Source organism: Pseudomonas sp. EpS/L25, from assembly GCF_001512295.1.
GTDB lineage: Bacteria > Pseudomonadota > Gammaproteobacteria > Pseudomonadales > Pseudomonadaceae > Chryseomonas.
The window spans coordinates 177,510-199,516 of record NZ_LNUP01000001.1 but is presented as its reverse complement, the minus strand read 5'-3'; the positions used below and the strand labels follow the sequence as shown (position 1 = coordinate 199,516).

Annotated in this window: 19 protein-coding genes; 10 read left to right on the top strand and 9 right to left on the bottom strand. The window is 62.8% G+C overall.

Annotated features, from left to right (window positions below; genetic code table 11):
- Nucleotides 1–27: 27 nt before the first annotated feature.
- Nucleotides 28–1,059 (bottom strand): MBL fold metallo-hydrolase, encoded by a 1,032-nt coding sequence (locus AR540_RS00935; protein ID WP_059225979.1) that lies wholly within the window; start codon nt 1,057–1,059, stop codon nt 28–30.
- 50 nt (nt 1,060–1,109) lie between these two features.
- Between AR540_RS00935 and AR540_RS00930 the strand changes: the two genes are divergently transcribed.
- Complete coding sequence (locus AR540_RS00930; RefSeq protein ID WP_059225978.1) at nt 1,110–1,724, top strand: pseudouridine synthase; 615 nt, start codon at nt 1,110–1,112, stop codon at nt 1,722–1,724.
- Nucleotides 1,725–1,838: 114 nt separating this feature from the next.
- Here AR540_RS00930 and AR540_RS00925 read toward each other — a convergent pair whose 3' ends face one another.
- Complete coding sequence (locus AR540_RS00925) at nt 1,839–2,804, bottom strand: HAMP domain-containing protein (RefSeq protein WP_059225977.1); 966 nt, start codon at nt 2,802–2,804, stop codon at nt 1,839–1,841.
- Between the two features lie 265 nt (nt 2,805–3,069).
- Complete coding sequence (locus tag AR540_RS00920) at nt 3,070–3,669, bottom strand: LysE/ArgO family amino acid transporter (RefSeq protein WP_059225976.1); 600 nt, start codon at nt 3,667–3,669, stop codon at nt 3,070–3,072.
- Between the two features lie 97 nt (nt 3,670–3,766).
- Here AR540_RS00920 and AR540_RS00915 point away from each other — a divergent pair, with 97 nt between their 5' ends.
- Nucleotides 3,767–4,654 carry a LysR family transcriptional regulator ArgP gene (locus AR540_RS00915; RefSeq protein ID WP_059225975.1) on the top strand — a complete coding sequence of 296 codons (888 nt, stop codon included), beginning with the start codon at nt 3,767–3,769 and terminating at the stop codon, nt 4,652–4,654.
- Between the two features lie 261 nt (nt 4,655–4,915).
- The gene (locus AR540_RS00910) at nt 4,916–5,860 is read left to right on the top strand and encodes an NAD-dependent epimerase/dehydratase family protein (RefSeq protein WP_059225974.1); all 945 of its coding nucleotides are present in this window, start codon (nt 4,916–4,918) and stop codon (nt 5,858–5,860) included.
- Here the strand turns inward: AR540_RS00910 and AR540_RS00905 are convergent.
- Complete coding sequence (locus AR540_RS00905; RefSeq protein ID WP_065242488.1) at nt 5,836–6,132, bottom strand: hypothetical protein; 297 nt, start codon at nt 6,130–6,132, stop codon at nt 5,836–5,838. The genes AR540_RS00910 and AR540_RS00905 overlap by 25 nt on opposite strands.
- A 251-nt stretch (nt 6,133–6,383) precedes the next feature.
- On the opposite strand from AR540_RS00905, the gene AR540_RS00900 reads away from it, so the two are divergent.
- Nucleotides 6,384–7,238, top strand: coding sequence for a hypothetical protein (locus AR540_RS00900; RefSeq protein WP_059225973.1), 855 nt, complete (start codon nt 6,384–6,386; stop codon nt 7,236–7,238).
- On the opposite strand, the gene AR540_RS00895 is transcribed toward AR540_RS00900, so the two are convergent.
- The 3 genes from AR540_RS00895 to AR540_RS00885 are packed head-to-tail and all read right to left on the bottom strand — an operon-like array spanning nt 7,219 to nt 10,872.
- Nucleotides 7,219–8,274, bottom strand: a complete 1,056-nt coding sequence (locus AR540_RS00895; protein ID WP_059225972.1) for a hypothetical protein — start codon at nt 8,272–8,274, stop codon at nt 7,219–7,221. The two genes, AR540_RS00900 and AR540_RS00895, sit on opposite strands and share 20 nt — an antisense overlap.
- The gene (locus tag AR540_RS00890; RefSeq protein ID WP_059225971.1) at nt 8,271–8,831 is read right to left on the bottom strand and encodes a cob(I)yrinic acid a,c-diamide adenosyltransferase; all 561 of its coding nucleotides are present in this window, start codon (nt 8,829–8,831) and stop codon (nt 8,271–8,273) included. Before AR540_RS00890 ends, AR540_RS00895 begins: the two co-directional genes overlap by 4 nt.
- A gap of 19 nt (nt 8,832–8,850) precedes the next feature.
- Nucleotides 8,851–10,872, bottom strand: a complete 2,022-nt coding sequence (locus AR540_RS00885) for a sensor histidine kinase (RefSeq protein WP_059225970.1) — start codon at nt 10,870–10,872, stop codon at nt 8,851–8,853.
- A 265-nt stretch (nt 10,873–11,137) separates the two neighbouring features.
- On the opposite strand from AR540_RS00885, the gene AR540_RS00880 reads away from it, so the two are divergent.
- The 6 genes from AR540_RS00880 (at nt 11,138) to AR540_RS00855 (ending at nt 17,829) form a co-directional block, all read left to right on the top strand.
- Entirely contained in the window at nt 11,138–12,337 is a 1,200-nt protein-coding gene (locus tag AR540_RS00880) for a tyrosine-type recombinase/integrase (protein ID WP_059225969.1), read from the top strand.
- A 207-nt stretch (nt 12,338–12,544) separates the two neighbouring features.
- Nucleotides 12,545–12,889, top strand: a complete 345-nt coding sequence (locus AR540_RS00875) for a type II toxin-antitoxin system RelE/ParE family toxin (protein WP_059225968.1) — start codon at nt 12,545–12,547, stop codon at nt 12,887–12,889.
- The gene (locus AR540_RS00870; protein WP_059225967.1) at nt 12,886–13,218 is read left to right on the top strand and encodes a helix-turn-helix domain-containing protein; all 333 of its coding nucleotides are present in this window, start codon (nt 12,886–12,888) and stop codon (nt 13,216–13,218) included. Before AR540_RS00875 ends, AR540_RS00870 begins: the two co-directional genes overlap by 4 nt.
- 112 nt (nt 13,219–13,330) lie before the next feature.
- On the top strand, nt 13,331–15,034 hold the full coding sequence (locus tag AR540_RS00865) for an ATP-dependent nuclease (protein WP_059225966.1): 1,704 nt from the start codon (nt 13,331–13,333) through the stop codon (nt 15,032–15,034).
- Nucleotides 15,027–16,457 (top strand): UvrD-helicase domain-containing protein, encoded by a 1,431-nt coding sequence (locus AR540_RS00860; RefSeq protein ID WP_059225965.1) that lies wholly within the window; start codon nt 15,027–15,029, stop codon nt 16,455–16,457. Before AR540_RS00865 ends, AR540_RS00860 begins: the two co-directional genes overlap by 8 nt.
- Nucleotides 16,458–16,506: 49 nt before the next feature.
- On the top strand, nt 16,507–17,829 hold the full coding sequence (locus tag AR540_RS00855; protein ID WP_059226059.1) for a hypothetical protein: 1,323 nt from the start codon (nt 16,507–16,509) through the stop codon (nt 17,827–17,829).
- A gap of 235 nt (nt 17,830–18,064) precedes the next feature.
- Here the strand turns inward: AR540_RS00855 and AR540_RS25675 are convergent, their stop codons facing one another.
- A complete protein-coding gene (locus AR540_RS25675) occupies nt 18,065–20,032 on the bottom strand; it encodes a hypothetical protein (protein WP_177339175.1) in 1,968 nt (655 codons plus the stop codon).
- 5 nt (nt 20,033–20,037) lie between these two features.
- A complete protein-coding gene (locus AR540_RS00845) occupies nt 20,038–22,005 on the bottom strand; it encodes a hypothetical protein (RefSeq protein ID WP_059226057.1) in 1,968 nt (655 codons plus the stop codon).
- Between the last annotated feature and the right edge of the window lie 2 nt (nt 22,006–22,007).

Here is a 22,007-nt window from a genome sequence, read left to right as displayed (position 1 = left end):
GCTAGCCGCGCTACTGGCCAAGCGACCTCAGGGCACCGACCAGGCCTCGCCCGGCGCCAGTGTCCTGAACGTCTCGTCCACCAGTCCATGCAGCGTCCGGGCATGGGCCAGATCGCGGGGCGGGGCGAATTGCTCCTCGTCGCTCAGCGGAAAGGTGCCGAAGTGAATACCCAGGCTGCTCGCGGCGCCAAGAGCCTGGTGCGCCCGCACGGCATCGTCCGGGTCGAGGTGGCTGTCCTTCATGAACCAGCGTGGTTCGTAGGCGCCGATAGGGAGGGCGGCGAAGCGTGGCGCGCCCAGCCGCTCGCGGATCTGGGCGAAGTGCGGGCCCCAGCCGGTATCGCCGGCGAAGTAGACCGGCCCCGTCGGCGCTTCCAGCACGAAGCCGCCCCATAGCCGGCGGTTGGTATCGAAACGGCTGCGCGCCGACCAGTGTTGCGCCGGCACCAGATGCAGGCGGATGTCGTCCTTGAGCGGCAGGCTCTGCCACCAGTCCAGTTCCGTCACCGTGACGAAGCCGGTCTCGCGGCGGATCAGTTCGGCATTGCCCAGGGGCGTCACTACCGGCGTCAGGGGCGCGCGCTCGGCCAGGCGTCTCAGGGTCGCCAGGTCCATATGATCGTAGTGGCTATGACTGATGAAGATCAGGTCCAGCGGCGGCAGGTCGTCCAGCGCCACACCGGGGGCGTGATAGCGCTTCGGGCCGATGAAGGTGAAGGGGCTGACCCGTTCCGACCAGACTGGATCGGTGAGGATGTTCAGGCCCTGGTACTGGATCAGCAGGGTGGCATGGTTGACGAAGGTCACCCGCAGTTCGCTGCCCTCCACCCGCGATGCCGGACGCAGAGGTACGGCCGGTCCGTCCTGCCAGATCCACTGCGGACGGCTGCGATTGAACTGCCATTTCAGCAGCGTCCAGAGGCTCTTGTCCTCGCGGGGCGCGAGATTGACGAAGCGCTCGCCATCGAAATGGTCGGTGCGCGGGCCTTCATAGGCGGAGGAAGCGCAGCCGGCCAGGGTCAGCAGATGGATCAGCCACAGCGGACGAAAGATGCGCATGGGACCTCGGGGGATTAGACTCAACGACCCAGCTTACCCCTTAGATCCCCATGTCGCGAAATCCCCGCTCCGCTGCCGGCCCCAGGCCCCGCCGCCAGGCCAAGGCGCCGCCGGCCACGCCGCGGTTGCTGCTGCTCAACAAGCCCTTCGATGTGCTCACCCAGTTCGCCGACGCCGATGGCCGCGCGACCCTGAAGGCCTTCGTTGCGGTGCCGGGCGTCTATCCCGCCGGCCGGCTCGACCGCGACAGCGAAGGCCTGCTGCTGCTGACCAACGATGGCCAGCTGCAGGCGCGCATCGCCGATCCCAAGCACAAGCTGCCCAAGACCTACTGGGCCCAGGTGGAAGGCACGCCTACCGACGAGCAACTGCAGCAGCTGCGCCAGGGCGTGGAACTCAATGACGGTCCGACCCTGCCCGCCGAAGCCCGCTTGTTGGCCGAGGCGCCGGTGCTCTGGGAGCGCGATCCGCCGGTGCGCTTTCGCAAGAGCGTGCCCACTGCCTGGGTGGAGCTGACCATCCGCGAAGGACGCAATCGCCAGGTGCGCCGCATGACCGCCGCCGTGGGGCTGCCGACGCTGCGACTGGTACGGGTGCGCATCGGGCCCTGGGCGCTGGACGGCCTGGCACCGGGCCAGTGGCGCGAGGTGCCGGCGTCTCTCTAAGAACCTGTTCAGGATCTGCTGCGCGTCGGCCAAGCGGCGTTGAAAAGACCCTGGAAGGCCAGCCCCGCCTAGGCCGTTCGTCGCTAGATCGTGAACGGGTTCCAAGCCTTGGCGTCAGTCCTGGCGCTGGGTGGCGGCGTCCTGCAGATCCCGGGCGACATCGGCCAGGCGCCGACTGACGTCCTTCAGCGTCTGAGTATCGACGTCCCGCGGTGGCTGGCCGGGTTCGGTCAGCAGCTGGGCGGCCAGCAGGGCGCTCAGGGCTTCGACTTCGGCGGCCTGGTGGCGCAGGTCGTGGGTGTGCTGTACGGCGGCGTCGCGCAGCAGGTTGGTGCTCTGGGTCAGACGGCCCAGCTCATCGTCCCGTCCGACCGGTAGGCGTTCGCCGAAGCGACCGCGGGCCAGTTGGCCCAGTTGCCGGGCGCAGGCCACCAGCGGATCGACCAGTCGCCGCTCCACCAGACGCACGCCGAGGAACAGCAGGCCGCCGCCACAGAGCAACAGCGCCAGGCCACCGAGCAGGATGTCGCGCTGGGCTTCGGCACGGATGGTGGCGACCTGGGCAGCGGTGCGGCCGTGCAACTCGGCCACCAGGGTGGCGAAGCCTTCGGCGGTCTCACGGTCGATCCCGCGGACCTCGGCATCGCCCCGGCGTGGATCACGACCGTTGGCCAGGTAGGCCGAACGGCCGGCGCGATAACGCTCGCCCAGGCGGGCATGCTGGGCACGCAAGGCTGTCAGGCGCGGCCGTAGATCTTCGTCGACGCTGGTGGCCAGGCGTTGCAGACGCTGGTCGACCTCTTTCTCCTGGGTCAGGAACGCCTGCCAGTAGCGTTCGGCCGTATCCGGATCACTGCCGCGCAGCAGCAGGTTCTTCCATTCCTGTACCTGGATCTTGAAGCTCAGATGGGTGTCGTCGATCTCCACCAGCCGCTCCAGTGGACCCTCGACCAGGCTCTGGTAGCGATTCAACTCGCGGGAGAGCAGGGCGAAGCCGGCCAGGGCGATCAGCAGCATCAGCAGCAGGCTGCCGCCGAAAAGCAGCAGGCTCTGACTGCGGAGCGAGCGGGCAAAAGGCATGACGGATCTCGATACGGAAAGCAGAGCCGCAGCTTAGGGCTCCCACGCGTCCAAGGCCAGTCTCAGAGCCTGTTCACGATCTGCTGCGCGGCGGCCAAACGGCGTTGAAAAGGCCTTGGGTCGCCAGCCCGGCCTGGGTGGCCCCGTCACAATGCTCGTTTACCACTCGTAAACTCGTTCGCGAGCCCGGTCCGCTTCCTCAGATGTTTTCGTGGGGCCGCCCAGGCCTTGTTTGGCTCTAGCTCGCGAGATCTCGAACAGGCTCTCAGGCGGAGACCATCAACTGGGCAGCCACGGCGAACATCACTCCGGCGACCAGCAGATCGATCAACCGCCATACGTTTGGTCGCGCCAGGTAAGGCGCGGCCCAGGCGGCGCCAAGGGCGAGACCGAAGAACCACAGCATGGAGGCGGTGGCGGCGCCGAACACATAGGCCAGGGGCGCCGTCTGCTGGCTGCCCAGCGACCCTACCAGCAATACCGTGTCCAGATAGACGTGGGGATTGAGCAGGGAAACCGCCGCCGCGGCCAGCAGTGCCTGGCGCCGGCTACGCGGACTCACGGCTTCCAGGCTGCCCAGCGCGGCTGGCCGCCAGGCCCGGCGCAAGGCCTGGACGCCGTACCAGAGCAGGAAGGCGGCGCCACCCCAGCGCAGTATCACCACCAGCAACGGACTGTGCTGGATCAGCGCGGCCAGGCCCAGCACCCCGGCGGCTACCAGGATCACGTCGCAGGTCAGGCAGAAGGCGGCGATGGCCAGGTGGTGCTCACGACGCAGGCCCTGGGCCAGCAGGTAGGTGTTCTGCGCGCCCAGCGCCATAATCAGGCTGCCCATGGTCAAGAGGCCGGTGAAGTAGCTGTTCATTGGTTGAGGGGCCTTGCCGATGCGGAATGGCTGCCACCTTGCCGAGTTCGGGAGTATAAGAAAAACCAATATTCCTTATGCAGCATTAGCCAAATCGATGATCGATTACAAATTGCTCGAAGCCCTAGCCGTCGTGGTGGAGGAGGGCGGTTTCGAACGGGCCGCGCGACGGCTGGGGCTGTCACAGTCGGCCGTGTCCCAGCGCATCAAGTTGCTCGAAGCGCGGGTCGGCCAGGCGGTACTGGTCCGGGAAACGCCACCCCAGCCCACCGCTCCGGGACTGCGCCTGCTGCGGCATATCCAGCAGGTGCGCCTGCTGGAGGCGGACCTGGGTAGCGAGGTGCCTGGACTGGCCGAAGAGGCGCCACAACGGCTACGCATCGCCCTCAATGCCGACAGCCTGGCCAACTGGTGGCCCCTGGCGGTCGGGCCCTGGGTCAGGGCGCAGGGGGTGCTGCTGGATCTGGTGGTGGAAGATCAGGACGTGGTGCTCAGACGCATGAGAGCGGGCGAGGTGGCGGCCTGTCTCTGCGCCAGTGGTCAGCCCCTGGCCGGCGCCCGGGTCAGCGCCCTGGGCGCCATGCGCTATCGTGCCCTGGCCAGTCCGGAATTCCGCGCTCGGCAACTGGCTGGCCTGCCGGACCCCCGGGCGCTGGCGCGGGCGCCGGCCATCGTCTTCGGGCCGGACGACCGGCTGCAACACCGCTACCTGGAGCAACTGGGCATCAGCGATCCCTTCGACTACCACCTCTGCCCCTCCGCCGAAGGCTTCCTGCAGATGACCCTGAGCGGCATCGGCTGGGGCCTGCTGCCGGACATCCAGAGCGCTGCCGCCCGCGCCAGCGGCGCCCTGGTCGACCTGGCACCGGGGCTCTGGGTGGACGTGCCGCTGTTCTGGCATCACTGGCGCAATGGCGGCGCCTCTCTGCAGGCCCTGACGCGGCACCTGGAACGCAGTGCTGGCGACTGGCTGGTACGCGACTAGCGTGGTGTCTCAGAAGTTGACTCCACAATGTTGGCAGCGCTTTTTTGGCCGCAGCGGCGGACCGCCTGGGCGTTGTTGCCACTCCTCGCCATAGCCCTGCTATGACTCGTCGCGGCGCCTGGCCCAGGTCAAAAAATCACTCGCCAATTCTTGCGCGAACTTCTGAGACACCACACTAGCGGCGCCCGTCCGGGGCTTTGGTTACACTGGCCGCCCGGTCGCCACGGTGCGGCCGCGGCACCTTTGGGGAATCCTAGCGACATGCGTATCTTGATCACGGGCGCCAGCGAGGCGCTCGGGGCAGGCCTGGCCTGCGATCTGCTCGACCGTGGCCAACTGGTGCGGGTGCACGGCCGTCCCGGCGCGACCCTGGACGCCCTGGTCGAGCGCGGCGCCGAGTACCGTCCGGCGCTGCTCGATCAACCCGAGCAGGTGGTGGCCCTGTGCGACGACATCGATGCCATCGCCCATTGCGCCGACGTGGCGGGCGTACCGACCGTCGCAGCCCTGAGCCAGGGCCATGTGCTGATCGAGGCCTGCCTGCAGCAGCGGGTGGCCCAGTTCGTCTACGTCTCTTCCGCTCGCGTCTATGAACGTGGCGGCGAAGGGCTCAAGGAAGACCAGGTGCCGGCCAAGCCCCGGGGCGTCGAGGCCCAGCGACGGCTGCAACTGGAGCGCCTGGCCCTGGCCGCGGGGGAATTCGGCCCCCAGGTAACGGTGCTACGCCCGGCCCAGGTGCTTGGCCTGGCCGACCGCGACTGGGCGCGCTGGCTGCTCGAACGCGCCCGCGCCAAGCAGCTCTGGCGCCATGGCAACGGCCTCAATCGCTGGGACTTCACCAGCGCCGAGAGCCTGCGCCAGGCACTGGTGACGCTGCTGCTGGAGCAGCCAGCGGCCGCCAGTGGCAAGGTGTTCAACCTCAGCGACGGGCAACCGCTGGTGTGCTGGGATGCGATCAACTTCCTGCTGCGGCGTTTCGAGTTGCCCGCGGTGGGCGAGGCGAGGACCCTGAGTCCACGCGCGCTCTATGCGCGGCTGCGTACCCCGCGCCAGGAAGCACGCTGGCCCGACTTGCTCGACAGCCCCTTCACGCTGGAGATCCGTGCCGCCCAGGAGGCCTTCGGCTTTCGCCCGCAGGCGGGCTCCTGGGCGGCCCTGGAAGAGTATCGACCGGCCCAGCGTCAGCCGCGCAGCGGGCCGGTGTAGCGGCGGGTGGCCGCGAGAAATTCCTGGCTGACGTAGGTCGACTCCACTGTCTCCGCGAGGGACGGCAAGGCGTCCACCACCGGCACCAGGCCGCTCAGCCTCGCCAGGCGTTCGCCGAGTTCACGGGTCTCGGGATCATCCGAGGCCTGGCTGGCCGCCAGCATTCGGGGGACTGCCTCGGCTTCGTCAAAGCGAATCACCTGGCCTTGCTCTTGCCGCAGTCGACGGCGCAGTGCGCCGAGGCAATCGAAGAACGCCTTGTTGTATTCCATGCTCACCTCCCGTTTGGCTTGAGGTCGACTGTGACGCAAATCACATACCAAAGGCGCTATCCCCTGGAAGGGCGGGCTCGGTGTGGCTACAGCCATTGATCCTGCGCCGTGATGGCGCAGTGATATCGACGCAGACTGCGTTTCGGTGCACGATCCCGCAATGAAAGCCCTGGCCAGCTACCGCGCGCTGGCCGTGACGACCGTTATACTGGTCGCTATTTCGTCTTCCCGCCTTTGCCCACAGGTCTGCCATGCGCAACGATCTTCTCGATGAAATGGACAACGTACCGAGCCTGACGCCGGAGCGTGATGATCGTCGTCCCGTCGGTCGCCAGCCGGTCGATTCCGACGAAACCTTTCCTGAGCCCGCCGCCAGGCATGCCCGCTCGGCTCGTCGCAGTCCCTCCACGGCGCCGCTGTGGGTGCTGGTCGCTGCCCTGACCCTGGCGCTGGCCGGCGTCGCCTGGTGGAGTCACCAGCAGTTGCTGCTGATGCAGGAGCAGGTGGTGGCTACCCAGGAAAACTTCGCGCGCATCAGCGAGGATGCCCAGGGCCGACTGCGAGACATCTCTGGCAAGCTGGTGGAAAGCGAGTCCTCCGGCACCACCAGCCGCGAGGCCTTGCTGCTGCAGGTCAAGACGCTGCAGACCAAGGTCGCCGAGCTCACTCGGCAGCAACAGGGCGTGACCGACAACCAGCAGGCCCAGGACAACCGCCTGCAGAGTCTCACCACGGCGGTGCAGGCCGTGCAGACCGGCAGCAGCGAGGTGGACACGCGGCTGAAGGCGCTGGCCGACGAGCAGGCCGCGCTGAAGAACGGCGTGGCCCAGGCCGGCAACCTGGCCGAGCAGGTGGCCAGCCTGAACGCCCAGAACAAGGCGCTGCAGGCTGATATCGCCGCGCTGAAGAAACAGAGCGGCCAGAGCCAGACCCTCGGCGACGTCCAGCAGGACCTACTGGTGCTGCGCAGCGAGCTGGACGCCCGCCCGGTCGGCCCGGACAGCAAGGAATTCGACGCCTTCCGCCTGCAGACCACGAGAAACATCACCACCCTGCAGAGCCAGGTGCAGAATCTGCAGCAGCAGATCAGTTCCGGGGCGCGTTGATCGGGTCGATCTCGCTGCGTTGCCATGCCTGCGGCCAGAGCTCGCCGTCGAGCTGATCGAGCCGGCGCTGCAGGACCTTCTGCTTGAAGACCTCGAGGATCTCCACCAGCACCTCGTCCAGGGCGCTGTCCTGGGCGCCGCTGGGCAGGCTCTCGTCGAAGCCCTGATCGGCCAGGCGACTGGCCAGGGCGCGGAAGTCGCGGGTCCGCAGGCTGGCCGCTGCCTCCCGCACCAGGCCGTTGACGATGTCGGTGAGCACCCCGTCCAGGGTCTCGGCCAGGCGCTCGCCCATGGGGAGTCGCTTGAGACGGGCGAGATCGGGATTGTCGTCCAGCGCGCGCTGCACCACGTCACCCACCAGTCGCTCCAGGGTAGCGCGATTCTGGCTGTAGCCCTGTTCCACCAGCGTCTGGATGCGCAGCGCCATGCCGTCGATCAGTCGCTGCTTACGCGGACGGATGACGCGATCGATGACGCTCTGGGAGAAGTCGTCGCGGGTGTTCAGCTCGTCCTGCAACTCGCCGCAGATCTTGATCATCACCCGGTCCGACAGGTCTTCCATGAGCAGCTGGTAATAGTGATCGAACAGCCGATAGGGCCGCCAGCGGCGCATGTCGATCAGCCCCAGGCGTTGCAGACGCAAGAGCAACGAGATGATGCGCAGCGCCCGCAACAGGCGGAAGCCGCCCAGCGGGATGCAGCCGAGCACGTCGTACCAATGGATGAAGGGATAGTGGAACCAGCGCGCATGGCGCCGCTCGATCACCGCCACCAGCCAGCCGAGCAGCACGTCGGCGATGAAGAAGGCCACGAACACCAGGTCGATGCGGGTGAAATGGGCATGGATGCGTTCGCCATAGAAGGCGTGGAAGCCGGGCAGCACGGCGGCCAGGGCCTGGTTGAGCGGCCCCAGGGCATAGAGGCTGTCGAACAGGATCAGCGCCAGGTTCAGGCAGACCAGGATCAGGATCAGGCCGTCCCACAGCGCGAGCAGTCCCTCGTGGCGGCGCGCGGGTGGCGTTGCTGGCGCGCTCATGGTTTCGCGGCCTGCCAGAGCACCTCGCTCACGCCCTGGCGCCGGGCGACGATGCGTGCCGCGACGAACAGCAGGTCGGACAGGCGGTTGAGATAGGGCAGCCCCTGGCCCTCCAGTGGCTCGACCGCGTGCAGGCTGCGGCAGCGTCGCTCGGCGCTGCGTGCCAGGGTCCGGCAGACATGGGCCTGGGCCACGGCGCGGGAGCCGCCGGGCAGGATGAAGTTTTCCAGCGGTCCCAGCTCGGTGTTCCAGCGGTCGATGACCTGCTCCAGACGCTCGATTTCAGTGGCTTGCAGCGCGCGATAGCTGGGCATCGCCAGCTCACCGCCGAGGTCGAACAGGCGGTGTTGGCAAGGCGCGAGAATCTCGCTCACCTCGGCCAGGCGCGCGTCCTCGGCCAGTTCGGCGAGCAGCAGGCCCAAGGCGCTGTTGAGTTCGTCCACCGCGCCGATGGCCTCGATACGCGGATGGTCCTTGGGTACCCGGCTACCATCGGCGAGACCGGTATCACCGGCGTCGCCCTGGCGGGTGTAGATCTCGGTGAGGCGAAAACCCATGGCGCGGCTCCTGTTGGGGCTAGGTCGATTCGAAATCGGCCTGAACGAGGGGCAGGCGCAGGGTGAAGCAGGTCCCTACACCAGGCGTGGAGTGCACCTCCATCTGCCCCTTGTGGTTGTTGGTGATGATGAAGTACGACACCGACAGGCCAAGGCCAGTGCCCTGGCCCACTTCCTTGGTGGTGAAGAAGGGCTCGAAGATGCGCTTGCAGATGTCTTCGGGGATGCCGATGCCATTGTCCTCCACCTGAATCTCCGCCCAGCCGCCGCGCAGCTTGGTGCGCAGGGTGATGCGGCCGTATTCGCCTTCTTCCTCGTCGTCACGCAGGTGGATGGCCTGGGCGGCGTTCTTCAGCAGGTTGAGCAGCACCTGCTCCAGTTCGTTGGCGATCACCGGCACCGGTCCCAGCGCCGGGTCGAATTCGCGGATGATGGACAGGGTGCGGAAGTCGAAGCCTTCGGCCAGGTCGAAGTCGTTGCCGGCGATCTCGATGGCCTGGTCGATCAATGGCGGCAGTTCGCTGGCTTCCATCTTGCGATGGCTGCGGCGGCTGAAGGCGAGCATGTGGCTGACGATCTTGGCCGCACGGCTGCCGGCCTGGTGGATGCCGTCGAGCAGGCGCGGGATCTGCCGGCTTTCCAGGTAGCAGTTCACCGCGTTGAGCTCCACGCCCGACTCGGCGGCCTGCTCCATATTCTTCGGCAGTTCCGGCGACAGTCGGCGACGGATGTTCTGCACGTTGTGCAGGATGGCGCCCAGGGGATTGTTGATCTCGTGGGCCATGCCGGCGGCGAGACCGCCCACCGAGAGCATCTTTTCCGACTGCACCATCATCTCTTCCATGTTCAGCCGCTGGGTGATGTCGTCGATGCGGATCACCACGCCGCGGCCGGCGCCGCCCATCAGCGGATAGAAGGTGAGGGTGTAGTGGCGCGGGGTGTCGGTCAGCGCCCAGGTCACCCGCTCCACCTTTTCCACCCGCAGCAATTCGGCGGTACGGCTGAGCTGCGGCAGGAAGGGCTTGAGCGAGGGGAAGGCGAGGAACACCGGCTGGTTCAGGGCTTCGTCCAGCTGGGTGCCGGAGAGGTGGGTGGCCTCCTGGTTCCACTGGGTGACGTAGAACTGCTCGTCCACGGCGATGAGCGCCGAGGGCATGGAGTCGATGATGCTGTTGAGGTAGTTCTGGAAGCCGGTGAGCTTCTTTTCGATCTTGCCGCGGACCTGCACTTCCAGCTCCAGCTTGCGGTTGGAGCGGCGCGTCTCCTCGGCCAGGCTCTGGGCCTGCAGCACGGCGTACTGGGCGTCGTCGCGGGCGCGCTTGAGCTGCTGTTCGCGACCCTGGATGCGGCCGAGCATGGTATTGAAGGACTCCGCCAGGCGCCCCAGCTCGTCCTCGCTGCCCTTGCTGGCGCGCAGCGAATAGTTTTCCTCGCGGGTCACCTGGCGCGAGAGTTCTTCCAGCTCGCGGATCGGCAGGGTGATGAGTCGCTTGATCTGCCGCGCCACCACCAGCCAGAGCAGGATGCTGAAGGTGAGGATCGCCAGGCTGGCGGTTAGGGTGCCGCGGTAGAAGGCCCCCGGCAGTTCGCTGCTGGCCACCAGCAGCAGGTGGCCGGGCGGGCCTTCGGGGCGCGGCAGCTCCACCAGCAGGTTGGTGCGGAATTCCCGCAGGCGCCAGGTCTGCAAGTCCTCGAAACGCTCGGGGACCTTCAGGCGATCGCCATTGTGCAATTCGGCCAGGCGCTGGCCCTGGCTGTCGTAGACCACCGCCAGGCGCAAAGGCGCATAGCCGTCCAGTTGTTGCAGCTGCGCCTGGGCCGCCGTCGGCGAGGCCAGCACCTCGCGGCTCAGCACCGGGCTGGCGAACAGCCGGCCGAGGGTCTGCAAGGCCTGGGGTGCCACGCTTTCCTGGGAGATCCAGTAGGCGGCGCTGATGAAGGTCACGTTGGCCACCACCAGCACCGCGACCATCATCACCAGCAGGGCCGCCAGCAACTTGCGGCCGACCGGGAGATTCTTCAGGCGTTTGGCGAGGATCATGAGACAGCCGTTCCAGCGAGGGGACGGGCAGGGTAGCCCGCCAGGGGGGTGTTCTAGAAGTTCGCGCAAGAATCGGCGAGTGATTTTTTGTTTCACGATGACTCCAGCCCGGTACTTCTCTGGACTATGCCTAAGCCTGCTACAGCAGGTTTATCAATCACTTAGGCGAGTTCAACATATGCCGGTGCTTTCCGAAACTTGACCCGGCTTCCGGTCGCGTGGCTCCCATGTGGCTCTTGGAAACCGGGGTTTCCGAGGAGTCATCATGGCAAGAATCAAGCTCACCAAGTCCGCTGTCGATGCGGCAAAGCCCCAGGCGCAGGCAGTCGAGCTGCGGGATACCGTGGTCCCCGGCTTCCTGTGCAAGATCACCCCGGCCGGCCGAAAGGTGTTCATGCTCCAGTACCGCACGAACGCTGGCGAGCGCCGCAAGCCCGCCCTGGGCCAGTACGGGGAACTGACCGTCGAGCAGGCCCGCGTCATGGCGCAGGAGTGGCTGGCTGAGGTTCGCCGGGGTGGCGATCCGAGCGCGGCCAAGAACGCCGCCCGCAAGGCACCGACCATGAAGGAGTATTGCCACACCTTCATGGAGGACTATTCCAAGCAACGCAACAAGGCGACCACCCAGCGCGGCTACTGGGGCGTCATAAACCGCAACATCACCCCCATTTTGGGACGGATGAAGGTGCAGGACGTGAAGCGCCCGGACATCGCGGCGCTGATGAAGAAGCTGGCCTACAAGCCGGCCGAGGCGAACCGAACCTTCGGCGTGCTGCGCAAGATGTTCAACCTGGCCGAAGTGTGGGGCTACCGCCCGGACGGCACGAATCCGTGCCGTCACGTCCCGATGTTCCCGGCCGGCAAGGTAACTCGGCTCATCAACGACGAGGAAATGGTGCGCATCTTCCGTCACCTTGAGCATCTGGAGGCCCAGGGGCTGGAGAATTACGTCATCCCGCTGGCAATTCGCCTGCAATTCGAATTCGCCGCCCGCCGTTCGGAGATTGTCTCGCTTGAATGGGAGTGGATTGATCTGGAGAAGCGGCGCGTGGTCTGGCCCGACAGCAAGACCGGCGGTATCTCCAAGCCCATGAGCGAGGAAGCCCATCGCCTGTTCTCGACCGCGCCACGGCGGGAGGGCTGCCCCTACGCTCTGCCGTCGCCCAACGATCCGACCAGGCACATGACCTACGGCGAGTATTACGGCGGCTGGAAGCGCGCGCTCAAGGCGGCCGGCGTGCCACACGTCGGCACGCACGGCATTCGGCACCGCTCGACCACGGACATCGCCAACTCGGGTATTCCGGTCAAGGTTGGTATGGCGCTGACGGCGCACAAGACCGTAGCGATGTTCATGCGCTACGTCCACACCGAGGACGACCCGGTACGCAAGGCGGCAGAACTGGTGGCGAATCGGCGCCAGTCCATCACAGGCGGGCGGCGCCCTGCGGAGGCCACCGTGTGAGCAGGAAGCAGGAAGACGCTTTCGGGGGCCGCGGAGCCCCCCGCCGCCCTGCCGGATGGTTGTACCGGCATCCACCTTGGCATCGTGGGAGTCCTAAAACGAGGATCACATGGCAACCACGGGTGCGCAGCGGGCCACGTCTTAGGAAGCGGCGTTCGCCTTTACGCTCGGCGCATTCTGGTATAAAATTTTATACGGGACTGTCCTATGCAGCATGAGAAAGAGATTCGTTGGGTAGGGTCCGCCTACGACGATCTGGTGAAATTCCCCGACGAGCCGCGCCGGGATGCCGGTTTCCAGCTGAGCAAGGTCCAAGCGGGTCTGGAACCGGAGGACTGGAGGTCGTTCGATGACGTGGGTGCCGGGACGCGGGAAATCCGTATCCGCGACGCTAGCGGCATCTTCCGGGTGATGTACGTCGCCAAGTTCGAGGAAGCCGTGTACGTCCTGCACTGCTTCCAGAAGAAGACGCAAGCGACCAGCAAGCGGGACAAGGACATCGCCACGGCGCGCTATCGTGCCGTGGTCAACGCAAGAAGAGGTAGGCCATGAAGATCGACACCGAAATTCGCCATGTCACGAAACCGGGCGCGAACCTCTTCCTCGAACTGGGATTCCCGGCCGAGGAAGCTGCACGGTTGCACGCCGCTTCGCTTCAGCAGATCAACGACACGCGGCTACTCAAGGAGCAACTGATGTCGGAGTTGACCGAATGGATTGCGCAGCATCACCTGAAGCAGGCTGAGGCCGCGGAGATCCTGATGGTGTCACGCCCACGAGTGTCTGATGTGGTGAATAAGAAGACCGCCAAGTTCACCATCGACACGCTGGTGGAGATGTTGAGCCGGGTTGGTAAGCCGGTCCGGCTGGCGATTGGCTGACACACACGCAGCCACGCGCTTGAGCAAATATGACGGGTCAGTTAGTGGTGGGCTGCGCACGTTAGGCTTGAGGGGCTAACGCGTTAATGGCGCGGCACGCACGGGGGATGCGATGAAGGTCAGAAAACTAAAAATCCAGAACTTCAGGGGAATCAACCGGCTCGAATGGGATCTCCCCAACGAGAAGACCTTCTGCCTGATCGGCAAGGGCGATTCTACGAAAACGACGGTGCTGGAAGCGATCCGCTGCGCCTTCAGCCCGCAGTGGAATCACGCGTTCTACGATTCCGATTTCTATCAGTGCAACACTGACGATTCAATCCAGATTGAGGTCGTGATTGGAGATTTGTTGCCCGAGTTCTGCGCGGAACAGAAGTACGGGGCGCATCTGCGCGGCTGGAACAAGGATGCGTTCAAGTTGAATGATGAGCCTGATGACGATGACGAGCACGTTCTCAGCATCCGGCTCTCTGTCGCAAAGGATCTGGAGCCGAAGTGGAAGGTCGTTACCGAACGCAATCCCGACGGTGTTGATTTCAAGGCGACTGATCGCGCCAAAGTCGGCGCTGGCTTAATCGGCACGTACAGCGAGAAACAGCTGACTTGGGCTGCAGGAACGGCGCTCGCGAAGATCACCGAATCCGATAATCTGAACGAATCGCTGGTTGAGGCGACGCGTGCGGCAAGAAGCTCGCTCGACAGCCAACGAGCATTGGTCCTGAAGAAGTTCGATGCCGCGGCGGCCAAGTCGGAGCAGGTGGCGAAGGGGCTTGGTGTTCCGGTCGGACACGAATACAAGGCACACCTCGACCTCAACGCGATTAGTATCCGGATCGGCGGCCTGACTTTGCACGATGGCGACATTCCCCTGCGGCAGTTGGGTCTCGGCTCGAAACGCATGCTGCTGTGCGGTATCCAGCAGGAAGGCTTGGAAGACCAGCACATCACCCTGTTCGATGAAGTCGAGTACGGGCTGGAGCCGCACCGGGTCGCGCGCCTGATCAAGCACATTCGCGAGGATCAGAAGGGGCAGTATTTCCTTACGACACATTCTCCTACCGTGCTGCGCGAGTTGACGGTGGAACAGTTGTACCTGCTGCGCAAAGAAGACGCTGGCGTGCGCGTGGTTGCGGCCGCAGGCAAGGCACTGGAAGGGCTGAATATCCAAGGCCATATCCGTTCCAGCGCGGAAGCGTTCTTGTCCCGCAAGGTGGTCGTCTGCGAAGGAGCAACCGAAGTGGGGTTCCTGCGCGGCATGGACGATCTTTGGGCGGCCGCAGGGAAGCTGCCGTTCTCATACCTGGGGGTGGTGCCGCTCGATGCGCATGGCGCGAGCAAGGTCAAAGGGCTTGCGACGGGATTCAAGGCCCTGCACTACGATGTCATGGTTCTAGCCGATGGCGACGCCCAGGATCAGTTCTCCGATAAAGATGCCGCTGATCTGACCGGAAAGGAGATGGTCGTCGTGATGTGGGCCGATAGGCTATCGATCGAGCAGCGGGCGATGGTGGACTTGCCTTGGGAGCAGGTGATGGCAAGCGCTAAGCTTGCCAAGGAGCTTGGGTTTCCGGTCCACGATCAAGTCAGGTCGAAATTGAACATTCAGTTCGACGAGGACATCGGCAAATGGCAGGACACCGCCGAACTGCGCAAAGCCATCGGCGCTGCAGCGAAATCGTCCAATTGGTTCAAGAACATCGCGTATGGCGAGCAATGGGCGCAGGCCATTTTCCCCGCGTTCGCGGATGCCGCATTCCTGCAGAAGGAGTTCGCGACCAAGCTGGGGCAGTTCCGCACATGGGTGGACAATGGATGACGAACTGCCGAAAGTCTTGGCGGACTTTAACGGCAAGGGATACGTAATTGCCCCTGCCGGCTACGGAAAAACTCATTTAATAGCGAGGGCCGTGCAGGCGGCTGCCCGTCGCCAGTTGGTGCTGACCCATACCTACGCTGGCGTGAACGCAATCAAGCGGAAGATGCAGCTGCTGCGGATTCCGCCGGCGCAGTACCAAATCGACACCATCGCGAGCTGGGCGCTACGTACCTGCCTTTACTTCCCGAAGACATCAAAGTGGAAAAAGGAACACCCTTCAGGAAAGGAGTGGGGAAAACTCTATGAGGCCTGCGCCGCGCTACTGAACAGACCGTTCGTGCAGCACATGATCAAGTGCTCCTACGCTGGGGTCTACGTCGACGAGTATCAAGATTGCTCCGACCAGCAGCATAAGTTGGTAGAAGCCCTGGCACAGTTGCTCCCATGCCGGCTGCTCGGCGATCCCATGCAGGCCATCTTCGACTTCGGCCAGCAACCGATCGATTGGAACACGGCGGTCTATCCTAACTACCAGTTGCTCGGCGAACTGAAGACGCCTTGGAGGTGGAAACTGGCAGGGGCCGATGAACTCGGGCAGTGGCTGAGCCAGGCCCGGGCGCTTCTAGCAGAAGACAAAAAGATCCCCCTTGCCGGGCCATTGCCCAATGGGGTTCGTCGGTATTCTGTTGATTTGAACGATTTCAGTAATAAAAAACGGCTGAGCGTGTTCTACGACCACCTGAAGAACCAGGCGTCTGTCATTGCCATCCACGCGGGCGATCAGAAGTCGAAGAACAAGACACATAAGCTGGCGCAAAGCATGGCCGGCAAGTTCTCCAGCCTGGAGGAGGTCGAAGGCAAGGATCTCCATCGTTTCATAAAAAAGATCGATGGCGCCAAGTCAGCAGGAGAGCGGCTTCGGTCTGTGATCGATTTTTGCAAGACCTGTTGCAACGCGGTCGATGGCGTGCTCGCCGCGGCAACCAAGAAGGGCCAGGAGGGGAAGGCAACAAGGGCGACGAAATGTCCCGAGATTCTGGAGGTGGCGAATCGCTATTTGGCTACGGGATCATGCAAGGACATGGCTGCCATGCTCGACCTTGTCCGTGCCCGCCCCGAAGTCACGACCTACCGCCGTGATCTCTTGGGCCGCATGATGGGAGTGTTGCGTATGCACGAGGACAATCTAGGCCTCACACTGACCGAAGCGGCGAACCGATACCAGCGCGAGTTTCGCCATTCAGGCCGACCGATCCGGCACAACAAGCTCATCGGGACGACGCTACTGGTCAAGGGGCTTGAGTACGACCATGCCATCATCCTGGAAGCGGAGTCGATGTCATCGAAACACTTATATGTGGCGTTGACCCGTGGTGCGAAGTCGATCACCGTTGTAACGACGGATAACGCTATTCCGCGGTAGTGATCAGATCCTGGCACCTGCAGCCCAAATGGGATGGAGCTATCCAATGATGTCCGTGGACGATCAACTTCTCGGCGCTCTGGCAGCGTTGTGGAGGATTCCGCCGCCTGGCCCCGACAATCTGCTGTCGGCGCCTGCGTTCGTCGCATTGAGTGAGCTAATCGCTCAGCGTACTGACAGCGGCAAAGCCATCTTTGCGTTGAGCAATGCACTAAGGGCCCTTGGCCTGCCGTGCGGGCTGCCCGCCAATTACAGGGAGCCCATGCTTGACCTGCCGGCCGTGGCGGAGATGTTGGTGAAGGCCTTCTCGCGCAAGTCCATCACCCGACGCCACCTCTGTCCTCTGGATCTTGCAGACGATCTACCGCCGATGATCTTCGGCAATTCACGCATTGCCTGGTTGACCGCCGCCGAACTCGATGTTCTGTTTGACAGACCGAGACTGATGCGTCACTTCCCTGACTTGCCATTGGAATCGAAGCGCCTGGTCGAGTTTCAATGGCTGATCGTCGAGGAAGAAGTTCCAGTGAATGTGAGGCCGGAAGCACGCGCCTTTCCCTTCCTGTACGAGGATATGAGTCGAGATCTTGGTGAGATCGAACCGCATCTTGGCCGCTTTCCCACGGCCGTCGAAGATGCGCTTTTTTTCATCCTTCTCGTCCCATGGGAAGAATGGTCAACGTTGAAGGAAGTCGACTGGCGTGGGTTCCGTGTGCCGTGGATCTACACCCTTGATGACGACCTTTTTGTGTCGCCCTCTCGTCCACCCAGTGCGGACAGTCTCTCGTTCGAGCCTTGGATATACCAGGACAATTGGGGAGAAGAGATTGAACTTGAGCGCCCCATCATGTTGCCGCTCGACAGTGGGGCTGCCGTGGGGTTGCAATGGATTACGGATGCGGCATGGACCGAAGTGCAGGTCGCTCGCGCAACACCTCTCTTTGAAACTCCGGTGGTGCATTTTCTGGTCCGAGCGTTCCTCGCAAATGGCATAGACGAGTTCATCGCCCACCTCACGGTGATTGAGGCGGCATTAGGCTCAGAAAGCGATCACAAACGCAGGCTCCGGCCCAAATCTGACCCGCATGCAAGACTATCTCCGACAAACCGCGTCGCAGCACGTCTCCGTGCAGCGATCGGGGAAGACAAGGCGGCGCAGGATTATGAGCTTCTCTTCGACTTGAGAAGTGCGTTTATCCACGGGCGAGCGGGGTTGCAACGAATTTCGACGCAGCAGCGTTTGTCGGCACGCAGCTTGGCAAGACGAGCGGTATGCGCATTGATCGGACGGGCTCGGCATCCCATGCGCTTGCGAGAGGACGTGATGTCCGATCTTCTTAACACATCTCAATCGAGTCAACCCAGCGATTGAGCCGGCCTTTGTGCGACTGTGTTTTCGTCGCGGCGCGAAACGTCCTTAGGCTCGTGAATCTTGCTCCGTATGTCGTGTCAAGCCATGGCCATTCGGCGCTGATCCCTGGCGCCTCTGGCCCGGATCGCTGACCCAGGACTGCGCATGCCGTGCGCTTGCTAGCGGCGGGTCTACGACTGGCGGAGTTTGGGCAGTCTTGCGGCCTCCCTCACCCGTAACGGGGCATCCTCGCTATCTAAGATCGTTTGGCCTTGGCAAGCTTAGTGAGGTCACTCGGCCTCTTTCGTCGGCCCGGAACCTTGACGATCAAGATCAGCCGTGACTGGGATTCATTGCAGCGGCGGACGTGGCGCATCTCAAACAAGCTTGTTAGATGCGGAGTACCTTCGCGGTTGGGTGTCGCCAAGTCGAGCACTAGCAGTACGCCCAATCGGATGCTGACGTTCTGGTAGTCTGTCGTTTGTGCTGCATACGATTTGAAGAGCGCGTCGAAAGAGCAGTCCTTTTCCTCACGTTTCACCTCGACAACGAGACGTTCGGGGCCGGACTTCAGGCGTATATCGGCTCTGCCACTCGCAATGTTTGTCGGTTCAAGATCACTCCCTGCTGCATACGTTGCCACCCAGCGAAAAAAGTCCTGCTGTAGTTCATCCTCGTGAGGCAGTGAGCCATCATCGCGTTCGAAGAGATAGGTGCCAGTTGGGTCGTCGCCTTTAGTCAATTCCAGGCGATTGAATATAAAACGGACCAACCAGAGAAGCACTGTATCGAAGAGACGTGCCCCATTCGCGTTCGTGCTGTAGTCGTTGTGCTCTCGAACTTCGTTACAGCAGCGTTCGATGACATCGGCTTCGGCACTTGTCATGTTGGCAAGTTGCAGAGACATGGCGTTCACGACTACACCGAGAAGGACATTCCTCTGCTCTTCCGGAATGTTGGACCCCGCGATGATGGCGGCGAGCGAGGTCCGTTCGCTCGCCGCCTCAGGAGGGTTTTTCGGACTGCCTGACTGTTCAATCAAAGCATCAATCTGTGCGATCAGATCTTGCGCTTCTGCGGTCCATTCGTGGATCGCGTTCTGTTGGAGCCACATGCGAACTTGATGAGCCTGTCCGGCCTGCGTGGCGACACTTGCGCGTATTCGAGGCCTGACCATCGCTTCGACGCCACCGTCCTGATCTCGACGCAAGATCGATCGACCTGCGCTGTACACAGACAGGAGACTTTCTTCGATGACGGCAGCCGGTTCCCACCAACTCGGTTCATCAAGTGAGCCTGCTAGTCCCGCAACGGCACTAGCCAACGCGCTCCAACATGCCGCCTCGGTCTGTCTGGCCCCCAACCACGGAGGGCCAGAGCCTCCGGACCAGGCGTGTAGCTCGAACGCTTGCTGCTGAACACGAGCGCTCACGGTATCGAGCGATGCGCTTGCGGCACCGCTGTGGAAGTTCAGGAGTAGGTCGAGGCCATCGAGGTACAAGCTGGCTTCGGGGCGGCGCTCAGATATTCCGTCGGACTCGCCAAACCACTCTCTGGCCTCACGGAAGGCGGTAGCCGCCTCGTTGCTGTCCGCTCTATCCATGGCTTCAGCAAGAGCCGCCATCCCCAACTCGAAGGCTGCCTCAGGCCGGACCGCTTCTAGTTGAGATAGTTTGTGCAAAACCTCGACCAGCTCCTTGTCGCGCCAGTGCGAAAAAGCGACGCCGACGATCTTGACGGCCCGTCGTAGGAACTCTGTGTCGTCGCCTGGTGCAAGACCGAGGAAGAAGTCGAGCAAGCGAAGCTGCCAGCGTCTGTTGTCGCCGGCCCAGCGAAACGCACCATCAAGCGCTGCGCCGCGCGATAGCCCAGATAGCGAATGATCACCGGTTGCTGCCTTTGCCAGGAAGAGCATGAAGCAACACTCATCTCCGTCGTCTGGCAGCGGCCGATGATGTTCGAGGATATCGACTGCTTCAAGGAGTACGAAGTCTGTTGTCGCGCCCTCCAATAAATCGTGCAGGACGCCCTTGTGCGTGTCTCTATCAGCCGCCTTGGCATCGCTCCATCCCAATACAAGCGGGTGAAGCAGCTCGGGCATAATGGGTGTACTGCCGAGCGATCTTGCTACCAGCGAGAGCTTTGTGATCCCACCAAGATCTTCTAATTGCCAGTCTCGCCCACTCTTCACGATCTCTATGAGTTCGGCTTCGATCGGATGCATGGCGGTCACCATAGGAAGGCATTGCCGGCAACCTCGCGGCGATTCGCTTCCGGTATGTGATCGGTTATCGCCCTAGATGAGATACCGGCAACAAACACCTGAAAATGCGGCAGCTTGGTGAAAACTGCCTGAAGCCCGGCAATAAGATGATCCACGTCGACGGGAGATACCTCTTGAGCAGCGGGCGAATCAATCATGAGCAATCCTGGGTGCCGGCCAATACCCCGCGCTTCAGCAATTTCAATCATCGCAAGCACAGCCGCCACCTTCAGACGCAGCTTTTCGCCTTCCGTCACCTTGCTGTAGCTCGTGGGTACTCCCCCCTTGACCAACGATAGAGCCGCGTTTCCCTTCAGTGACGCTTCCGACAAGTTCTCCATTCCGAAGGCCTTGGCGTATTCGACCAAGCGTGCAGAAACATCGATTAGCAATCCATCCCGCACGGCCTTAACCCGAGCCTCCGTTTCCGCCACGACAGCAGACAGAATTTTCAGTTCGCCGCTTCGGTCGTCAGCTTGCGCAACTGGGCTTATTGAGGCTTCTTCCAGCCGACCTTCCAGAGTCGCTACGGCCATTGCAGCCTCTTGCCGCCGCACTGCGGAACCTAGCTCCTTGGAAGCCGACTCAAGGCGACTTTGTAGGAGATCAATTTTTTCTCGCAGGGCGGCTAATTCATTTTCCACCTCTTTCTTCTTGGCCGAGGCTTGTGCTACTGCAGCCTCGGACGCCGCAACCCGTTCCTGCAGTTCAGCCTTGATCGCCTCGCCGTCTTCGGAGTTCGTGATCGACTCACCGCAAACAGAACATGAGTGTGTGGAGCTTTCAAGCTCCTTCTTCGCCTTGGAAATCGTATGATCGCAGCGAGGGCAGCACTTCGGCTCCAAGCGACGAAATACTGCCGTCGCGGACATGGCATCCATGTGTGTCTGGAGATCCCGCCGATCTTCCTGGTAGACGGTGGTTAGTTCTCGGAGCGCGGCAACGGCGCGTTCCGCATATTCGACCATGACTCGCTCCTGGCGACGAATATCAGCCAGTTCGGTCGCATCAGCATCAATGGCGTTGCGCACGGCCTCATCGCTTGGAATCTTCGCCAGCTCGGCGCGTTTCTCTGCCAGTTGGGCGCTAATGCTTGCAATGCGCGCTTTGGTCGCTTCCTGTCCCTGCTGATCTTTTCTCGCAGAAACTTGAACAGCTTGTTCAACGATCTGATGCGCGGTCTTCGAAGCAGCGAGTGTTGAAACCCACGGGACGCCGAGGTACATCTGCATCAACCGCGATGTGAGGCCCGTGGTGACGGGCATGTCGCCGAGAAGTACCTCGTAGTTGGTGCCGATGAACATCGCACCTGAAAAGGCTACCCAGCTATGTGTTACCGACTGCCCTTCGTCTTCTCTTCCCTGTCGCCAGGTCGATATTGGGTCCATTGCGAACGTGCGCATGAAGAAATCGGCCATGACTGCTTCGAACTCGCCATCGGTGGCAAAGTCGGCAAGAACGGTTCTCCCCGGTTCGCCTCCGGTAGCGCCGGGCGCGCGAATACGGTACAGGCTGCCGATAGGCTCCCCCTGAGTCTTGGCAACGATCTCGTACTCGTCTGAATCAAGAAGGAAACCTAGCCGCACGGCATGGACCCATCGCCGCACATCGTCTTGCAGGTTGCTTGACGGTCTTCCTCTTATCATCCATCGAACGATTTCGATGATGGTTGATTTGCCCCGCAGGTTGTGCTCAGAAAGCACGGCCCACAGTCCGTGATCAAGGGCCGTCCATGAAAACGCGAAAGCGCCAGCGTTCGCGACACCGTCCTTCTCGCCAGAAAACTCGATCTCTCGCAGAACAAGCCTGCGAGGCTGGGCAAGTACAGGTGATGGTTGAATTCGGTGAGCGGAAAGGACTCCCTCAACTGCGGCAGTCTCCACTTCCGCTCGCGTGGCTATCGCGTGTAGCCATTCTTCTTTGGGTTGCGCCATCT

What these genes read in the sequence shown, in the direction of transcription:
- AR540_RS00890 (WP_059225971.1), bottom strand. Translation starts at nt 8,831, where the DNA reads ATGGGTTTTCGCCTCACCGAGATCTACACCCGCCAGGGCGACGCCGGT.
- AR540_RS00900 (WP_059225973.1), top strand. Translation starts at nt 6,384, where the DNA reads ATGCGCAACGATCTTCTCGATGAAATGGACAACGTACCGAGCCTGACG.
- AR540_RS00855 (WP_059226059.1), top strand. Translation starts at nt 16,507, where the DNA reads ATGTCCGTGGACGATCAACTTCTCGGCGCTCTGGCAGCGTTGTGGAGG.
- AR540_RS00930 (WP_059225978.1), top strand. Translation starts at nt 1,110, where the DNA reads ATGTCGCGAAATCCCCGCTCCGCTGCCGGCCCCAGGCCCCGCCGCCAG.
- AR540_RS00880 (WP_059225969.1), top strand. Translation starts at nt 11,138, where the DNA reads ATGGCAAGAATCAAGCTCACCAAGTCCGCTGTCGATGCGGCAAAGCCC.
- AR540_RS00870 (WP_059225967.1), top strand. Translation starts at nt 12,886, where the DNA reads ATGAAGATCGACACCGAAATTCGCCATGTCACGAAACCGGGCGCGAAC.
- AR540_RS00905 (WP_065242488.1), bottom strand. Translation starts at nt 6,132, where the DNA reads ATGGAATACAACAAGGCGTTCTTCGATTGCCTCGGCGCACTGCGCCGT.
- AR540_RS00915 (WP_059225975.1), top strand. Translation starts at nt 3,767, where the DNA reads ATGATCGATTACAAATTGCTCGAAGCCCTAGCCGTCGTGGTGGAGGAG.
- AR540_RS00910 (WP_059225974.1), top strand. Translation starts at nt 4,916, where the DNA reads ATGCGTATCTTGATCACGGGCGCCAGCGAGGCGCTCGGGGCAGGCCTG.
- AR540_RS00845 (WP_059226057.1), bottom strand. Translation starts at nt 22,005, where the DNA reads ATGGCGCAACCCAAAGAAGAATGGCTACACGCGATAGCCACGCGAGCG.
- AR540_RS00875 (WP_059225968.1), top strand. Translation starts at nt 12,545, where the DNA reads ATGCAGCATGAGAAAGAGATTCGTTGGGTAGGGTCCGCCTACGACGAT.
- AR540_RS00920 (WP_059225976.1), bottom strand. Translation starts at nt 3,669, where the DNA reads ATGAACAGCTACTTCACCGGCCTCTTGACCATGGGCAGCCTGATTATG.
- AR540_RS25675 (WP_177339175.1), bottom strand. Translation starts at nt 20,032, where the DNA reads ATGCATCCGATCGAAGCCGAACTCATAGAGATCGTGAAGAGTGGGCGA.
- AR540_RS00935 (WP_059225979.1), bottom strand. Translation starts at nt 1,059, where the DNA reads ATGCGCATCTTTCGTCCGCTGTGGCTGATCCATCTGCTGACCCTGGCC.
- AR540_RS00925 (WP_059225977.1), bottom strand. Translation starts at nt 2,804, where the DNA reads ATGCCTTTTGCCCGCTCGCTCCGCAGTCAGAGCCTGCTGCTTTTCGGC.
- AR540_RS00895 (WP_059225972.1), bottom strand. Translation starts at nt 8,274, where the DNA reads ATGAGCGCGCCAGCAACGCCACCCGCGCGCCGCCACGAGGGACTGCTC.
- AR540_RS00865 (WP_059225966.1), top strand. Translation starts at nt 13,331, where the DNA reads ATGAAGGTCAGAAAACTAAAAATCCAGAACTTCAGGGGAATCAACCGG.
- AR540_RS00885 (WP_059225970.1), bottom strand. Translation starts at nt 10,872, where the DNA reads ATGATCCTCGCCAAACGCCTGAAGAATCTCCCGGTCGGCCGCAAGTTG.
- AR540_RS00860 (WP_059225965.1), top strand. Translation starts at nt 15,027, where the DNA reads ATGGATGACGAACTGCCGAAAGTCTTGGCGGACTTTAACGGCAAGGGA.